This window comes from uncultured Campylobacter sp. (genome assembly GCF_938002845.1).
Taxonomy (GTDB): Bacteria; Campylobacterota; Campylobacteria; order Campylobacterales; family Campylobacteraceae; genus Campylobacter_B.
Genome location: NZ_CALKZP010000048.1, coordinates 1 through 14076 on the forward strand (window position 1 = coordinate 1; position 14076 = coordinate 14076).

19 protein-coding genes are annotated in these 14076 nt (G+C 47.7%); 15 read left to right on the plus strand and 4 right to left on the minus strand.

Features of this window, described 5'->3' with window-relative positions:
• Both Q0224_RS07125 and Q0224_RS07130 read left to right on the plus strand, forming a co-directional pair.
• On the plus strand, positions 1–805 hold an 805-nt coding region (locus Q0224_RS07125; protein WP_297950157.1), incomplete at its 5' end, for an NTF2 fold immunity protein.
• Between the two features lie 123 nt (positions 806–928).
• On the plus strand, positions 929–1189 hold the full coding sequence (locus Q0224_RS07130) for a hypothetical protein (RefSeq protein WP_297950158.1): 261 nt from the start codon (positions 929–931) through the stop codon (positions 1187–1189).
• Positions 1190–1376: 187 nt separating this feature from the next.
• On the opposite strand, the gene Q0224_RS07135 is transcribed toward Q0224_RS07130, so the two are convergent.
• On the minus strand, positions 1377–2075 hold the full coding sequence (locus Q0224_RS07135; RefSeq protein WP_297950159.1) for an AraC family transcriptional regulator: 699 nt from the start codon (positions 2073–2075) through the stop codon (positions 1377–1379).
• A 34-nt stretch (positions 2076–2109) separates the two neighbouring features.
• A complete protein-coding gene (locus Q0224_RS07140; protein WP_297950161.1) occupies positions 2110–2253 on the minus strand; it encodes a hypothetical protein in 144 nt (47 codons plus the stop codon).
• 128 nt (positions 2254–2381) lie between these two features.
• Between Q0224_RS07140 and Q0224_RS07145 the strand changes: the two genes are divergently transcribed.
• From Q0224_RS07145 to Q0224_RS07185, 10 genes are all read left to right on the plus strand, one after another.
• Complete coding sequence (locus Q0224_RS07145) at positions 2382–3527, plus strand: iron-containing alcohol dehydrogenase (RefSeq protein ID WP_297950163.1); 1146 nt, start codon at positions 2382–2384, stop codon at positions 3525–3527.
• A 227-nt stretch (positions 3528–3754) separates the two neighbouring features.
• Positions 3755–4729 carry an AraC family transcriptional regulator gene (locus Q0224_RS07150; protein ID WP_297950165.1) on the plus strand — a complete coding sequence of 325 codons (975 nt, stop codon included), beginning with the start codon at positions 3755–3757 and terminating at the stop codon, positions 4727–4729.
• 120 nt (positions 4730–4849) lie between these two features.
• Positions 4850–5719, plus strand: a complete 870-nt coding sequence (locus Q0224_RS07155) for an aldo/keto reductase (RefSeq protein WP_297950167.1) — start codon at positions 4850–4852, stop codon at positions 5717–5719.
• Positions 5720–5853: 134 nt separating this feature from the next.
• Positions 5854–6156, plus strand: a complete 303-nt coding sequence (locus tag Q0224_RS07160) for an SDR family NAD(P)-dependent oxidoreductase (protein ID WP_297950169.1) — start codon at positions 5854–5856, stop codon at positions 6154–6156.
• Positions 6119–6766, plus strand: coding sequence for an SDR family NAD(P)-dependent oxidoreductase (locus Q0224_RS07165; RefSeq protein ID WP_297950171.1), 648 nt, complete (start codon positions 6119–6121; stop codon positions 6764–6766). The genes Q0224_RS07160 and Q0224_RS07165 overlap by 38 nt, the downstream gene beginning before the upstream one ends.
• Before the next feature lie 175 nt (positions 6767–6941).
• Positions 6942–7094 carry a hypothetical protein gene (locus Q0224_RS07170; RefSeq protein WP_297950173.1) on the plus strand — a complete coding sequence of 51 codons (153 nt, stop codon included), beginning with the start codon at positions 6942–6944 and terminating at the stop codon, positions 7092–7094.
• A gap of 1 nt (position 7095) precedes the next feature.
• A complete protein-coding gene (locus Q0224_RS07175) occupies positions 7096–7446 on the plus strand; it encodes a hypothetical protein (protein WP_297950175.1) in 351 nt (116 codons plus the stop codon).
• Positions 7447–7457: 11 nt separating this feature from the next.
• Positions 7458–7598 (plus strand): carboxymuconolactone decarboxylase family protein, encoded by a 141-nt coding sequence (locus tag Q0224_RS10995; protein WP_366939507.1) that lies wholly within the window; start codon positions 7458–7460, stop codon positions 7596–7598.
• 102 nt (positions 7599–7700) lie between these two features.
• On the plus strand, positions 7701–8270 hold the full coding sequence (locus Q0224_RS07180) for a flavodoxin (RefSeq protein WP_297950177.1): 570 nt from the start codon (positions 7701–7703) through the stop codon (positions 8268–8270).
• Between the two features lie 152 nt (positions 8271–8422).
• Entirely contained in the window at positions 8423–8869 is a 447-nt protein-coding gene (locus Q0224_RS07185) for a cupin domain-containing protein (RefSeq protein ID WP_297950179.1), read from the plus strand.
• 201 nt (positions 8870–9070) lie between these two features.
• Here the strand turns inward: Q0224_RS07185 and Q0224_RS07190 are convergent, their stop codons facing one another.
• The gene (locus Q0224_RS07190; RefSeq protein WP_297902341.1) at positions 9071–9292 is read right to left on the minus strand and encodes an Imm10 family immunity protein; all 222 of its coding nucleotides are present in this window, start codon (positions 9290–9292) and stop codon (positions 9071–9073) included.
• 44 nt (positions 9293–9336) lie between these two features.
• Positions 9337–10320, minus strand: a complete 984-nt coding sequence (gene purM, locus Q0224_RS07195; protein WP_297950181.1) for a phosphoribosylformylglycinamidine cyclo-ligase — start codon at positions 10318–10320, stop codon at positions 9337–9339.
• 73 nt (positions 10321–10393) lie between these two features.
• On the opposite strand from purM, the gene coaE reads away from it, so the two are divergent.
• The 3 genes from coaE (at position 10394) to dapF (ending at position 13113) form a co-directional block, all read left to right on the plus strand.
• A complete protein-coding gene (coaE, locus tag Q0224_RS07200; protein ID WP_297950183.1) occupies positions 10394–11068 on the plus strand; it encodes a dephospho-CoA kinase in 675 nt (224 codons plus the stop codon).
• 68 nt (positions 11069–11136) lie between these two features.
• On the plus strand, positions 11137–12057 hold the full coding sequence (locus tag Q0224_RS07205; RefSeq protein WP_297950185.1) for a tetratricopeptide repeat protein: 921 nt from the start codon (positions 11137–11139) through the stop codon (positions 12055–12057).
• 177 nt (positions 12058–12234) lie between these two features.
• Entirely contained in the window at positions 12235–13113 is an 879-nt protein-coding gene (gene dapF, locus Q0224_RS07210) for a diaminopimelate epimerase (protein ID WP_297950187.1), read from the plus strand.
• Positions 13114–14076 lie beyond the last annotated feature (963 nt).

Genomic DNA, 14076 nt, shown 5'->3' on the forward strand with positions numbered 1-14076 from the left:
CGATGAGATGGTGCGCCGCATCTGCGAGGTAAAAAGCCTCGTAAATATGGGCTTTATAGCTACGGCGATTACGGACGCGGCGCTGCAGCATCTAGCCACGCTACCGAAGCTTGCGTATCTGTTTTTGCAAGATAGCGATAAGATAAGCGGCGAGGGGTTTAGATATTTTGCGGGGGACGCCAAGCTCGAACACATCGGTATCGAAAACGTTAGCATCACGGACGAGGGTCTAAAGGCGATCGTGCAAATCCCGAAGCTAAAATCGCTGCGCCTGGTCAATTCGCACGTGAGCTTTGCGGGGCTGCTAGCCGCGGCGGATACGAAAATCCAGTTTTATCTTGGCGGCGGGCGCTTCAGCAAGGAGCAGATCGCGGAATTCGAACAGGCGCAAAGAGACGCCGCAAAGAACAAAAAGAAGCTTGATCCGCGGGACGCTGCGGCAGCGCAGAGTGCGCTTTTAGAATTTTTCGCGGCGATGAGCGAGTGGGAGAAATTTGCCACATCGCGAATCGATGACGCAGACGACAGCGAGGTGCAGCGTAGGTGCGACGAGCTCTTTGCGCGCTACTGCACGCCCGTTAGACGCAGCGGCTTCCGCCCCGAGGGCATTTCGTTTTCGATGATGGAGGGCGGCACCTACGGCGGGTACGAGCTAACGGACGCCGAATGCGAGAGTAAAAATAAAATTTACATCTACGCCAAGGACGAACATGGCTTTGCGCGCCGCTTTCTGCTCGTGCGTAAGGACGGGCGCTGGCTCGTAGACAGATGCCAAGGCATGGACGGCAAAAACCGCGGGCTGTAAAATTTGAGTGCGAAACGGAGCTCAAATTTCATCTGTGGCGCGATCACAGGATGAAATTTTTCCTGCCGCGGGCACTGTGATAAAATTTCATCGGCGCTGCGAAAACAAATATAAAGGGGGCAAATGGACGGTAAAATTTCTGCGTACGACGCGCACGGCGATCAAAGAAAGGCGCGAATGAAAAGGCGAATTTTCTCCGAGCTGGGCGGCTTCGTGTTATACGAGCCTGCACTACTAGCGCGCTATCTGGATGAGCATGGACTTGTAGGCGACGACGTTCTTGCCTATTTTACGCAGACCGAGCACGGGGGCGCGGTCACAGAAGAGGGTATCGCCGTGCCGATATTGGGCGTTCGCAGCTTTAAAATTTCACAGCACTTATAATCCATAATATATAATGACGCTGGAATTTAGCGGCACTAATGTATTTTTTTAGAAGCCAATGTTTAATCAAAATTTTATAATTTTAGATGTGGAATTTGCGTTTAAATCAATTAAATTTAAGCTGCAAAGGCGGTTTAAATTTCACAAAACCCATCCAAACCGATGATCGCCTGATTTCGTCCGCTTTTTAGTCTCGAAGCGTCTGCGCGTGAGCTTTAGGCAGCATGCCGAACATCCTCGCGTACTCCCTGCTGAATTGCGACGGACTTTGGTATCCGACGTCAAAGACCGCTTGAGAAGCCGTGCCACCTTTGTTTTGCAAGATATATCTAGCTTCCTGCAGTCTAATGCGCTTTTGAAAATCAAGCGGGCTTAGCGCGGTAATTTTTTTGAAATTATGATAAAACGACGACGGACTAATGCCGAGCTCGGCCGCCAACTCGCGCATGTTGATCGGCTCTTTAAAGCGGCTTTTAATCTCTCTCATTGCGCGCGCGATGGAGTTTTCCGCCGTGCCCTGCATGACGAAGCGGCTGAGAAATCCCCCAACGCCGCTTAAGATCAGCGTATATAAAATTTCTTTTATCGCCAAACGCCCGAGGTGCTTTAGGCTCGCAGGCTCTCGCCGTAGCAAAGATATGAGCCTAGAAACGGCGTCCGCGATCTCGTAGCTCATATCGCCGAAGTATAGGCTGCTTTCAAGTCTGCCCGCGCGGCTCTGCCTCTCTATCACCTTTAGCGCTTCAAGAATGTCCTCGCTTTGAAATTTAATGCTTACCGATAGAAACGGGTAGTGCTCTACTCGCCCCAAAATCGGCAAGTCGCTTGCGCAAAGTAGGAATTTTTGCGTATCGTAGCGATGCTGTTTGCCGCTAAATTCCACCATTTTGCCGCCGCGCAGGCATAAGTACGCGCTGGGCTTATAGATCGTCGCGTGAAGTCCGAGGGTTAGTTTGGCGATAGAGGCTAAACGCTTGTATGGGCGTCTGAACGTATCTATGGGCGAGATACAGCTCGCCGGTGATCTTTGCGGCATCTTTTAAAATTTTATCTGCTTCGTTCATCTAAGCTCCTTTAAATTTACGCGGGTTATACTTAAATTTGCACGATTAGGCAATGAATTTGGAGTATCGTGCTACCGCAAAATTTTAAAAAAGGCTATAATTTAGCAACTTTATTTAAAGGAGAAAAGATGACAAATTTTAGTTTTTGCAACCCCGTGAGGATAGAATTTGGCAAGGGTAAAGAGGAGCATATCGGGCAGTATATGAAGGAAGCGGGCGCGAAAAAAGCTCTCGTACTATACGGCAGCGAGCGCGTACGAAAGAGCGGTCTGATGGGCGTCGTGGAGAGCAGCTTAAAGGCAAGCGGTATAGAATTTACGCAGCTTGGCGGCATAAAATCAAATCCCGTGTTAAGTAAAGTAAATGAAGCGATCAAGCTCGCTAAAGAATTCGGCGCCGATAGCGTGCTTGCTGTGGGCGGCGGAAGCGTGCTGGACTCGGCGAAAGCCGTAGCCGCGGGCGCTTGCTACGAGGGCGACGTGTGGGATTTTTTCACCGGCAAAAGCCCGAGCGTCGCGCTTAAAATTTTTGATATCATCACCCTTGCCGCGACGGGCTCGGAGATGAACTGCGGCGGAGTGGTGACTAAGGAGCAGACCAAGCAAAAATACCCGATCAGCGCGCCGTGTCTATACCCGAAGGTCTCGGTCATAAACCCGCAGCTGCAAGCAACCGTCAGCCGCGAGTATCTCGTATATAGCGCGAGCGACATCATCGCGCACAGCATCGAGGGGTATTTTACCGCTAGCGTCCACCCGGACATCGTTCGAGCCTATATCGAAGCTAACATCAAAACCGTCATCCGCACGACTGAAATCCTGCTCGCAGATCCGAGCGATTACGATGCGCGCGCCGAGTTTGCGTGGGCTGCGACGATGGCGCTAAACGGGTTAACCTACGTGGGCGTGGGCGGCTTCGGCTATCCGAACCATATGATAGAGCATGCGATGAGCGCGGTCGTGGACTGCGCGCACGGAGCCGGTCTTAGCGTGGTAATGCCTGCGTGGATGAAGTGGTATAAGGATAGGAATTTAAGCGCGTTTGAGCGTTTCGCGCGTGAAATTTTCGGTCTTAAAAGCGCAGATGAGGGTGCCCTGGCGCTTAAGGCGTGGTTTGATAAGATCGGCACGCCGACTAGTCTCGCGCAGCTCGGTATCGAAGGCAAGATCCTGGACGAGGTTATAGACGTAGCCGCGACAAACGCTAAAGCGTGGAATATGGCGGAGCTCTACAGCCGCGAAAATATCGCTAAAATTCTTGAGCTGGCAAGATAAATTTAAATGGAGTAAATTGGTTTATGGCTTTAGCCTCTTGCTTTGACTTTTGATTTTCGGACGGTCGTTAAACCGTCCGAATTTATCATTTTGGATTGAGTTCTTTTAAATATTTGGCTAGCCGACTTTGCCTATTTGCTTGCTAAATTTGAGAAAGCGGGCCGGTGGATATTCGCAGCTTGCTATTTTATAAATTTTGCTAAAATTCAAAAAATCAAGGAGGCACAATGAGCAAGATAGATGAAATTTGCAAGTATTTGGACGCTAAATTTAGCTCAGACGGCAAGATACAAAGCGATATAAAGGAGCTATTTGTCTACCGAGCAAGCGTGCCGACCGAGTTTTTAAGCGGCGTTTACGAGCCGGCGCTTTGTATGGTTTTTAAAGGCTCGAAGCTAGCCAAAGTAGGCAATGCTTTTTACGAGTACGACGAGCAGCGCTATCTGCTAACCGCTACGCACATCCCCGCCGTTGCAAAGATCAAGGGTTGTCCGTATCTAGCTATAAAGATCAACTTCGAGTTAGAAGATATCTTAAGCGTGATCGATGGTATAGGCGGTGCCGAGAGCAAAAAGGGCGAGTTTGCCGGGTTGGCTATCGGAGCGGTAGACGATGAACTACTTGAAGCCGTATTTAAATTCATCCGTTTGCTAGACCGTCCTAACGATGCTAAATTTTTAGCCAATCTCGCGATAAAGGAAATTTTATACATACTCTTAAAGGGCAAAAACGGCGATTTCTTGCGTCAATACGCAATGCTAGAAACCATAGAAAACCGCATCGCGCGCGCCGCTAAAGAGATAAAATTAAACTACGCCGAAGCGATAAATATCGAAAATTTAGCTAGAAAGCTCGGCATTAGCGCATCGTCGCTCTATCATAACTTTAAGCGTATCACGGCGCTTAGTCCGCTTCAATTTCAAAAAAAGATCCGTCTCGAAGAAGCAAAAAAACTATTATTAAATCAAAATTTAGATGCCGCAGAGGCTGCATTTGCCGTCGGTTATGCGAGTCCGTCGCAGTTTAATAGAAGAGTACTCCAGGATGTTTGGACTACCGCCCAAAGCGCACGTTTTAGCCATAACGGGCGCTTAAATTTAGTGCGAGCAGACCTTCTGTTTCTTTCGTTGATTTTATCTTCCAAGCCTCTTTTATCTAAAATTTACATTTTTGACCCACCACAACTACAAATTTTGATCTAAATTTTGTATTTTTATGAAATTTGCAGAAATAGGCAATGATTTTGCAGGATCGTTCTACCTCATTTTTTTAAAACCGTTATAATCATTTCAGTTTAAAAATTAAAATTATAAGGAGCAAAAATGGAATTTGTAAGCTTAAACGACGGCAATAAGATGCCGATTTTAGGATTTGGCGTATTTCAGGTAGATCCGAAAGAGACGCAAAGATGCGTTGAGGATGCGATCTCGGTCGGTTACCGCAGCATTGATACGGCAAAGGCGTATTTTAATGAAGAAAGCGTTGGCGCAGCAATTAAGACGGCTCTTGCAGGCGGGCTAAAGCGCGAGGAGCTGTTTATCACTACTAAGCTTTGGATCGGCGACGCAGGTGAGGAGCGCGCGCTAAAAGCCTTTGATGCGTCGATGAAAAAGCTAGGGCTTGACTATCTTGATCTTTATCTCATTCATCAGCCATATGGCGATATTTATGGCTCGTGGCGAGCGATGAAACGTTTGCGCGATGAGGGCCTTGTTCGCTCTATCGGCGTTAGCAACTTCTACGCTGATCGAATCGTCGATCTGTGCGAAAACAGCGGCGTCATCCCTGCGGTAAATCAGCTTGAGTGTCATCCATTTTTTCAGCGTGAAGCGCTAAAGTGCGTGCTTGATGGCTACGGCATAGCGTTTGAGTCGTGGGCTAGCTTCGCCGAGGGTAAAAACAATATATTTAAAAACGCCGTACTAAGCGGTATCGGTGAAAAATACGGCAAAAGCTCGGCTCAAGTTATTTTGCGCTGGTTAATTCAGCGCGGCATCGTCGTCATTCCAAAAAGCGTTAAAATCGAGCGAATGAGGCAAAATTTCGACATTTTTGATTTTACGCTTGCGCCTGATGATATGGCTGCTATCGCTGCACTTGATACCGATAAGACGCTATTTTTCGACCACAGAGACGACGACAGGGTAAAGTGGCTCGTAAACTGGATGAAGGATAATACCCCAAAACAATAAAAACAAGCCTATTTTTCGATTACGGCGATCCGTAATTGGCCAAAAGACGGCAATTAAGAGACGAGAATTTATAAAACGCGATATTAGCTAGCGTAAATTTAAACGCGAAAGAAAATTTAATAAAGGAGAAAAACATGGAAAATCAAATCTGGCTTATCACAGCCGCTACGGGCGGCTTTGGAGAGAGTCTGGCAAAATACGCTCTAAGTAGAGGCGATAAGGTCGTCGCCACGTCAAGAACGATGAAAAAACTAAATGAGAAATTCGGCGGCGAGAGCGAGAATTCTTTGCCGTTCGAGTTAAAATTCGAAGGCGATCTGCAAGTTAAATTTAAGGCGCTGGTGGAGGCGACGCAGAAAAAATTCGGTCGCATCGATAACCTCGTGAATAACGCCGGATATGGGCTTTTGCATAGTCGAGGAGACAAGCGAGGCTGATTTAAGGACGCAGTTTGAGGTAAACGTCTTTGCGCCGTTTTTACTAACGCAGGCCGCGCTTAAACTAATGCGTCCGCAAGCGATAAAAGACGGCGGTAGCGTAGACAAAGTTGTCGCTCGTATCTTTAATCTAAGCTCGATCGGCGGCTTTCGCACGAGCGGGGCTAGCACGCCTTATTGTATGAGTAAATTTGCCGTTTCCGCGCTTAGCGAGGGGCTAAATTTGGAGTTAAATCAGTTCGGTATCCGCGCGATAAACGTCATGCCGACGGGCTTTAGGACGGAATTTTTAGGCGATAGCCTTAAAACCGGTGCGAATGCGATCAGAGATTACGATGAGTTTAGAAGCGCTACTATCGAGAAATTTAAGGCTTACAACGGCAAACAGCCGGGTGATCCGACGACCTTTGGGCCCGTGATGTTTGAGATCTCGCGCCAGGCTATGCCTGCACAGTATCTTTTTATGGGCTCGAGCGCCTTTAAAAACGCCGAGCAAAAAATGGCGCTCGTGATGGCGGATATGAAGGACACAAGAAGCATCGCAGGAGAGGCGATGGACTTTAAGGACGCGACGGCGTCGGCGTTTGATAAGCCCATGAGAAATAAATAGTTTTACGTTTCGTTAAGCGACCTACTTTGCGAGTGCCTTTGAGTGACTTTTACTTTTTGGCGCTCGTCTGCAAGTTGCAAGACAAGCCTTGCCAAAAAAGGAGCAAAGATGAAATTTTTGGATTATTCCAGTAGTTCACGCCGCTTTAAATTTAAACACGGCAAAGGAGCAAACGATGGTGAATTTTAACGAGCTTCCGCACGCGGCAAAGCTTAGCGGGGCACTAAGTGATAAGCAGCTAGCGCTAGTTAGCGTGGCTGCTTATGCGGCAGCGGCAGATGCGGACAAACTAAAAGGCGCGCTGCAACGCTCTAAAAGCAGAGCTTAGCGTGAGCGAGATCAGAGAGGCGCTGTCGCATCAAAGCGCCTATATCGGCTTTCCGATGGGATTAAACGGGCTCATACTTTTTAACGACCTCGTAAAAGAGCGCGAGGCGGCGGGCATAAAGGACGTTGCCGGCAAAGACGCGAGCCCGGTTACTGTGGACAGCGATTTTTACGTGCTTGGAGAGCAGACGCAAAAATACATCTTCGGGAGCGATTATTCTGGTACGGTACTTTTTGACGCGCCTGCGGTCGATCACGGACTGAAGACCTATCTTTTCGGCTATCTTTTTAGCAGGGATAATTTAGGCTTTTTAGACGTGAGATTATCACCGTCTCAACACTGGCGGCGCTAAATAACGTCAATATGCAGCTAAAATCGCACCTGGGTGGAGCTAGAAATTTAGGCGTCACAGACGAGCAATTCGAGAGAATTTTTAAAATTTTAGGTGAATGCGTAGGCGAAGCAAAGGCGCAAAACGCAAGGGAAGTCCTAAAAAGCATTTAGCGACCTCTTTTATGCGGCGTTTTATCTTATGACACTTCGCCTCGAAATTTAGCGGTCAAATTTTGGCAAGAACAGATGAGATGAAAGAGAAAGGAAAGCAAAATGAAAGAACTAAGCAAAATAATGGCTGGAGCGCTTGCTATGTGCTCCTTTGCGGCTGGTCAAAGCGCGGCGGGAAATATAAAATTTGAGCCGCAAAAGACGCTCGTAGTCTATTTCTCCGCAGGCGGCAATACGGCCAGAGTGGCAAATTTAATAGCACAAAATTTAGGTGCCGAGATAGTCGAGCTAAAGCCCGTGCAGCCCTACACGAACGCGGATCTAAACTACAACGATCCAAAAAGTCGCGTTAGCCGCGAGCATGATGATACGTCGCTTAGGAAAGTGTCTTTAGCTAACGCCAAAATCGAAGGCTGGGAGAACTACGATGTCGTTTTCGTAGGTTATCCGATCTGGTGGTATGATGCGGCGTGGCCGATCTTTGAGTTTATAAAGAACAACGATTTTAGCGGTAAAAAGGTGATCCCGTTTTGTACCGTCTATAGCTCGGGGCTCGGAAATAGCGATAAAAATTTAGCCCAAATGGCCGGAAGCGGCGAGTGGCTAGCGGGGAAGTGCTTCGGCGAGAGAGCAAGCGAAAAAGAGATAAAAGAGTGGCTTACGAAATTTTAGGCGACTTTTGCACTTTGGCTTTAAATTTGTGATTAAATTTAAAGCCAACATAATGAAGATTTCTTAAAATTTTAAGTACGGTAGCGATACTGCGTGCATTAAATTTAAACACACGGGAAAACATCGCGAAAAGTATAAACAAAGGAGAAAGGATGCAGGAAAAGCAAGTTTTAGTTAAAAAGGAAAATCTCGCCGTCTATGACAAGGTTAGCGATAAAATTTTTGCAGGCGGGCTGCCGAAAGTCACGCTGCTTTTCGGCGCAACGCCTTATGCAAACGCAGGAGCAGCGCTGGTGCATTTTCCACGCGGAGTACGCACGGCGTGGCACACGCATCCCGCGGGGCAAAATTTAATCGTAACGCAGGGTAAAATTTACACCGGTACGGCGGACGGCGTCGTACAAATCGCTCGTGCTGGCGACGTAGTGCTCTGTCCGCCTGGCGTCAAACACTGGCACGGAGCCGGACTGCAAGAAGACGGCGAGCATATCGCGGTAACCTTTGAAAAGGAGGATAAAAGCGTAATGTGGCTGGAGCATCTAAGCGAAGACGAGTATAAAAGTCTCATCGAAAAAGCGGACGCAAAGGGCGCGGAGTAGTATCCTCCAGATAGAATTTACGGCAGTTGCAGGTAAATTTTTACGTGCCGCTGCGTATTTAAATTTACCCCTCGATGCTAAGCAGATCGCCGAAAATTTCTTTGCAATACTGAATGAAGCGCTTGGGAATTTTGACGCCGCAGATATCCACGGTGATGACGCTGTCTTAGATCTCAAAAACGATAAGCTCGCTAGTGATTTTCACCGCCTTGCAGCCGTTATAGCATACGTCGCCATTGCCTCTGCGTATAAGCCGTTGTGCGGCACGTCTGCGTCCTCGTACCGCCCGAGCTTGATCGGTCTTTGGAAAAGCAGATAGTTCTTATAGTCGTACTTGTCGTCCGCAAGGCCTATCATATAATAATTCTCGGCGCTGTTTTTGGAAGCTGTCGCAATACCTGCTTTAAAATTTAGTCTAAACATAAATTCTGCTTTGGCAAAAAACGGCAAATTTTACCGCTTAAAATTTACACGAGCTGCGCGCCCCTGCCTTTTACGATCTCGCCGATGACGTAGCCGTCGGTGTTAGCGAGCACAAAGTCCGCGTTTTGCTTCGGGGCTACGACGATCATACCTACGCCCATGTTAAACGTCCTCATCATCTCTGCAGGCTCGACCTTTTGCGCGATGATTTTAAAGATCTCAGGCGTGCGGATCGCGGCATGCTCGATCTTCGCGCCCAGCCCCTGTGGAAATACGCGCGGCAGATTTTCCACGATACCCCCGCCCGTGATGTGCGCGAGTGCGTGGATCTTGTCTTTTAAATTTAAAAAGTCGCCGACGTAAATCCTGGTCGGTTCCAAAAGCACGTCGATGAGCGCGCGACCGCCGATTTTCTCGTCAAATTTCAGCCCTAGCTCGGCAACTACTTTTCGTGCAAGCGAGAAGCCGTTTGAGTGCAGGCCGCTGCTAGGAAGCGCGATGAGCACGTCGCTCTCACGTACGAATTTTGAGCGGTCGATCTCATCTTCCTCGGCGATGCCCACGGCAAAGCCTGCAAGGTCGAAGTCACCTTTCTCATACATCGAGGGCATCTCCGCCGTCTCGCCGCCGATCAGCGCGCAGCGGGCGAGCTTGCAGCCCTCGGCGATGCTTTTTACGACCTCTTTTGCATCGCTGATCTCGAGCTTTGCCGTCGCGTAATAGTCGAGAAAAAACAGCGGCTCGGCGAAGTTGCAGATGAGGTCGTTTACGCACATCGCGACAAGGTCTTGGCCGACGCCGTCAAATTTGCGCGCATCGATCGCGAGTCGCAGCTTTGTGCCCACGCCGTCGGTGGCGCCTAGGATCGCAGGTTTTTTGTAGCCTGCAGGCAGCCTCACCGCGCCGCTAAACGAGCCGATGCCGCCTAAAACGTGCGGAGTTTGCGTCACTTTGACGAATGGTTTTATCGCCTCTACGAAGTCATTTCCCGCGTCTATATCGACGCCAGCGTCTTTGTAGCTTATCAAATTTTATCCTCCAAGATGGTATAATTTCGCAGATTTTAGCTAAAATCGAATAAAAACGCTATAAAGGCTCACCTTGAAATTTAGACACGCCGTCGTCATCACTGGCAGTATCGGAAGCGGCAAGAGCGCGGTTTGCGAGCTACTTGCCGAGCGCGGATTTGAGATCATCGATGCCGATCAAATTTCGCATCGCGTTTTAGATCGCTGCGCTGCGCAGGTGGCTGAAATTTTCGGCGCGCAATATGTCGTGCAAAAGGACGCGCAGGCTAGAAATTTGAGTTCGCATGTGGAATTTGACGCTAGCGGCGATGAGGAAAATTTGACCAATTCGTGCGCCTCGGTAGATCGCAAAAAGCTAGGAGAGCTGGTGTTTAAAAGCCCCGCAGAGCTTGCAAAGCTCGAAGCGTTGCTGCATCCAAAGATAACGGCTGAAATTTTATTGCAGGCGCAGGCTTTGGAGGCGAAAGGAAAGCTCTATTTCGTCGATATTCCGCTTTTTTTCGAGGGCAAGAGGTATGAGTTTTTTGATAAAGTAGCGGTCGTTTATGCGCCTAAAGATACGCTGATCGCGCGCGTGATGAAGCGAAACAGACTGGATCGCGCCGCCGCAAAACACCGCGTGGAACTGCAAACGGATATCGAGCAAAAGCGCGCTATGGCGGATTTTGTGATAGATAATGGAGGCGATCTTATCGCGCTTGAGGCCGCGGTGGAGAGATTTTTAAAAGAGCTAAAAGATAAAATTTAGCCCTTTGCGCAAGAGCTCGTAAAATTTCTACGCGAATTAAGATGAATTTTAAAATAAAGGATAAAACAATGAGAATCAGCAGTCGCGCCCAAAGCGGCGCTAAATTTCAAAAATTTAAAAGCGCACCGCTTAAAGAGCGGTTGAAATTTGCGGCGCGAGCGGTTTTGCTCTCCGCGCTGTTTGCGACGGGCGCTGCGGCGGAGATCGACGATCTAAGGAAGGGCTGCGCCGCGGGGAGCGAGATGGATTGTAAAAAACTAAACCGCGTGATAAATGAGCTACAGCGCAACTGCGACACCGGCGGCGAGGAAAACGCGCTAGACTGCGCAAATTTGGGCTATGCATACGACTCAAATAGAAGCTTCAGGCAGGCCGCACGCTATTACGACAGGGCGTGCAAGCTCGGCGAGCAGAAGGGCTGCGTCTATTTGGGACTACTATACAACGACGGGCAGGGGGTGGCGCAGGATCGCAAAAGAGCGAATGAGCTTTTTAGCGATGCTTGCAAGAAAAACAGCAGCGAGGGGTGCGCGAGCCTTGCATACAACTATAAAAAGGGGCTCGGCGTCTATCCAGACACGAAAAAGGCGATCGAGCTTTTGATCAAGGCTTGCAAGATGGGGCAGGTCGAGGCGTGCCATAACCTAGGGCTTAGCTACGCTCTCGGCGAAGGCGTTAAAAAGGACGCGGACAGGGCTAGGACATTTTTTACGAGGGCTTGCGAGCAAGGACACGCGGATTCGTGCGTAAATTTGGGCGTTACGTATTTTAAGGGCGACGGCGGGCAAAAGGATCACGCGCTTGCTGCGAAGTATTTTAGCGAGGCGTGCGAAAAAAGCGACGAACCGCTAGCCTGCTCAAATTTAGCATATCAATACGAAAAGGGCTGGGGCGTAGCGAAAGATAAAAAGAAGGCGCGCGAGTTTTATGAAAAGGCTTGTAAGCTCGGAAGATTTGATGCTTGCGAGCATTTAAAAACTATGAGGTAGGTTCTAACATCCATTGCGAAAGGCGCGTAACAAAATGGGCTTACGAAAGAAGACACGTTAGTAAATTGAGCCTTAGTAAAGCCTAGGAATAAGCGATACGCTTAAATTTAGATATAAGTAAAATTTTAATAAAGCGTTAGTGAACGTTAGTAATTTTAAAAATTTGCGAGGTAGATGATGAAAATTTCAAAATATAATGCGAGCGGAAATGATTTTGTAATATTTACGGATTCAGTTAAGGCGGATAGATCCAAGCTAGCGCGCGAGCTATGCGACAGGCGCGATGGAGTAGGCGCCGACGGGCTCATCGTCGTGTTGCCGAAATTTAACGGTATCGAGGGGATAAACTTTGAGTGGGAATTTTACAATAGCGACGGCAGTAGCGCCGATATGTGCGGCAACGGCTCGCGAGCGGTATGCATGTATGCGTATGAGAATTTTTTGGCCGCGCAGAGTATGAAATTCCTAAGCGGCGCAGGTGTAATTAGCGGCGAAATTTTCGGTATTTTCGGCGGAAATTTGAGCGAGAGTATGCGCGGCGAGCTACGCAATGTAAGCTTCGGTGAGATTTTCAATCTGCGTCCTAACGCTCACGCGTTAGTAGCTAACGTCGAGGTAATGTTAACTCGTCCTAAACGCCTTGGCGAGAGCTTTGAAGAAGCAGGGTTAACGTGGTATTTTTATAACACAGGAGTGCCGCATTTGGTAACTTTTGTTAGAGATTTAAATGAGTTCGACGCCGCACTAGCCCGCGATCTGCGCGAAAAGTATAACGCTAACGTTAATTATGCGTTAGTTCAAAGTCGCCTCGCAAGCAAAATTTTAAAAGTGCGCACCTTTGAGCGCGGCGTAGAGGCAGAAACTCTCGCATGCGGTACAGGGATGGCGGCATGCTTCATCGCAGGCGTCGAAAATATGGGGCTAGCTCCCGACATCCGCGTGATACCTGCAAGCGGCGAAACGCTAAATTTGCGCTTAGGAGATGGAGGTAAAATTTACTTTCGCGGCGACGTTAGGCATACTTTCGATGGCGAATTTATCGGATACGTGGAGTAGACAAGGCGGAATTTCGAGCCGGTTTGCGCGAGAATCCGTAAAATTTTTGAGTGTAATTTATACAAAATTTCGCTTTTCGCTCCGTTTTATAAAATAATAAATTCACAATATGGCATTGGAATTTTAAAATTTTATGATGATGAAATTTTAGAATTTTCGGGGATGGTTTGCGTGATAATTTTAATTTTGAGGTAAAATTTGTCGCTTCACTGCAAAATTTAATTCCTAAATCTCGGAATTTTATGAAATAAAATTTTAAGATTTCAGCGTGCGGAATTTTGCTACTAAATTTAAAATTTTTGCTTGAATTTCACATTTGTATCGCATTAATTTGGGCTTCTGCGGAATTTAGCGTTATAAAATTTACGCTCTAACCCGCTCATTTGGTTTATAATTTTTGCTGCCACCGCAAAAAATCCGCCGTGTTAGCACGAGCGAAATCCGCCACTGATAGCAGAAAGCGCGACGTCAAGCGCAAATCATCGCCGCGGGTAAAATCTGTCATTGACGATAAAAGCTAGATTTATCGATACGGTAATTCTTGAAGCGTGGTAGAATTCGCTAACGACGATAAAAGCATAGTGTGGTTACGGCAAAATTTAAAATTTGCGCCCGCCGAATTTCGCCGCGCCGTCATTTTGTCGTTTAAATTTTAAATTCCATCCGCGTCGGTTTCGTCGAAACTAGGTATAAAGCCTGATGATTAACTCTCTGGCGAGCGCTAAAATCACGACGAAGATTGTAAATTTTAATAAAGATTTTTGTCGTATCGCGACAAGCATGACGATGCCAAATAAAACGAGCGCAATATCTAAAAATGTATCTTTCATACGCTTAATTGAAATTTAATCAAAATACTAAGTATGATAAGAAGTATTATAAAGCGCAAGATTGAGCGCATGGAGGATAGATCACCAAATTCTTTGTCATATTCCTTTTTTACTTCCCACTCAGCTTTCCATG

Bases quoted from the DNA above. Each gene is read 5' to 3' on its own strand.
- Q0224_RS07130 (WP_297950158.1), top strand. From the start codon at position 929: ATGGACGGTAAAATTTCTGCGTACGACGCGCACGGCGATCAAAGAAAG.
- Q0224_RS07135 (WP_297950159.1), bottom strand. From the start codon at position 2,075: ATGGTGGAATTTAGCGGCAAACAGCATCGCTACGATACGCAAAAATTC.
- Q0224_RS07140 (WP_297950161.1), bottom strand. From the start codon at position 2,253: ATGAACGAAGCAGATAAAATTTTAAAAGATGCCGCAAAGATCACCGGC.
- Q0224_RS07145 (WP_297950163.1), top strand. From the start codon at position 2,382: ATGACAAATTTTAGTTTTTGCAACCCCGTGAGGATAGAATTTGGCAAG.
- Q0224_RS07150 (WP_297950165.1), top strand. From the start codon at position 3,755: ATGAGCAAGATAGATGAAATTTGCAAGTATTTGGACGCTAAATTTAGC.
- Q0224_RS07155 (WP_297950167.1), top strand. From the start codon at position 4,850: ATGGAATTTGTAAGCTTAAACGACGGCAATAAGATGCCGATTTTAGGA.
- Q0224_RS07160 (WP_297950169.1), top strand. From the start codon at position 5,854: ATGGAAAATCAAATCTGGCTTATCACAGCCGCTACGGGCGGCTTTGGA.
- Q0224_RS07165 (WP_297950171.1), top strand. From the start codon at position 6,119: ATGGGCTTTTGCATAGTCGAGGAGACAAGCGAGGCTGATTTAAGGACG.
- Q0224_RS07170 (WP_297950173.1), top strand. From the start codon at position 6,942: ATGGTGAATTTTAACGAGCTTCCGCACGCGGCAAAGCTTAGCGGGGCA.
- Q0224_RS10995 (WP_366939507.1), top strand. From the start codon at position 7,458: ATGCAGCTAAAATCGCACCTGGGTGGAGCTAGAAATTTAGGCGTCACA.
- Q0224_RS07180 (WP_297950177.1), top strand. From the start codon at position 7,701: ATGAAAGAACTAAGCAAAATAATGGCTGGAGCGCTTGCTATGTGCTCC.
- Q0224_RS07185 (WP_297950179.1), top strand. From the start codon at position 8,423: ATGCAGGAAAAGCAAGTTTTAGTTAAAAAGGAAAATCTCGCCGTCTAT.
- Q0224_RS07190 (WP_297902341.1), bottom strand. From the start codon at position 9,292: ATGTTTAGACTAAATTTTAAAGCAGGTATTGCGACAGCTTCCAAAAAC.
- Q0224_RS07205 (WP_297950185.1), top strand. From the start codon at position 11,137: ATGAGAATCAGCAGTCGCGCCCAAAGCGGCGCTAAATTTCAAAAATTT.
- dapF (WP_297950187.1), top strand. From the start codon at position 12,235: ATGAAAATTTCAAAATATAATGCGAGCGGAAATGATTTTGTAATATTT.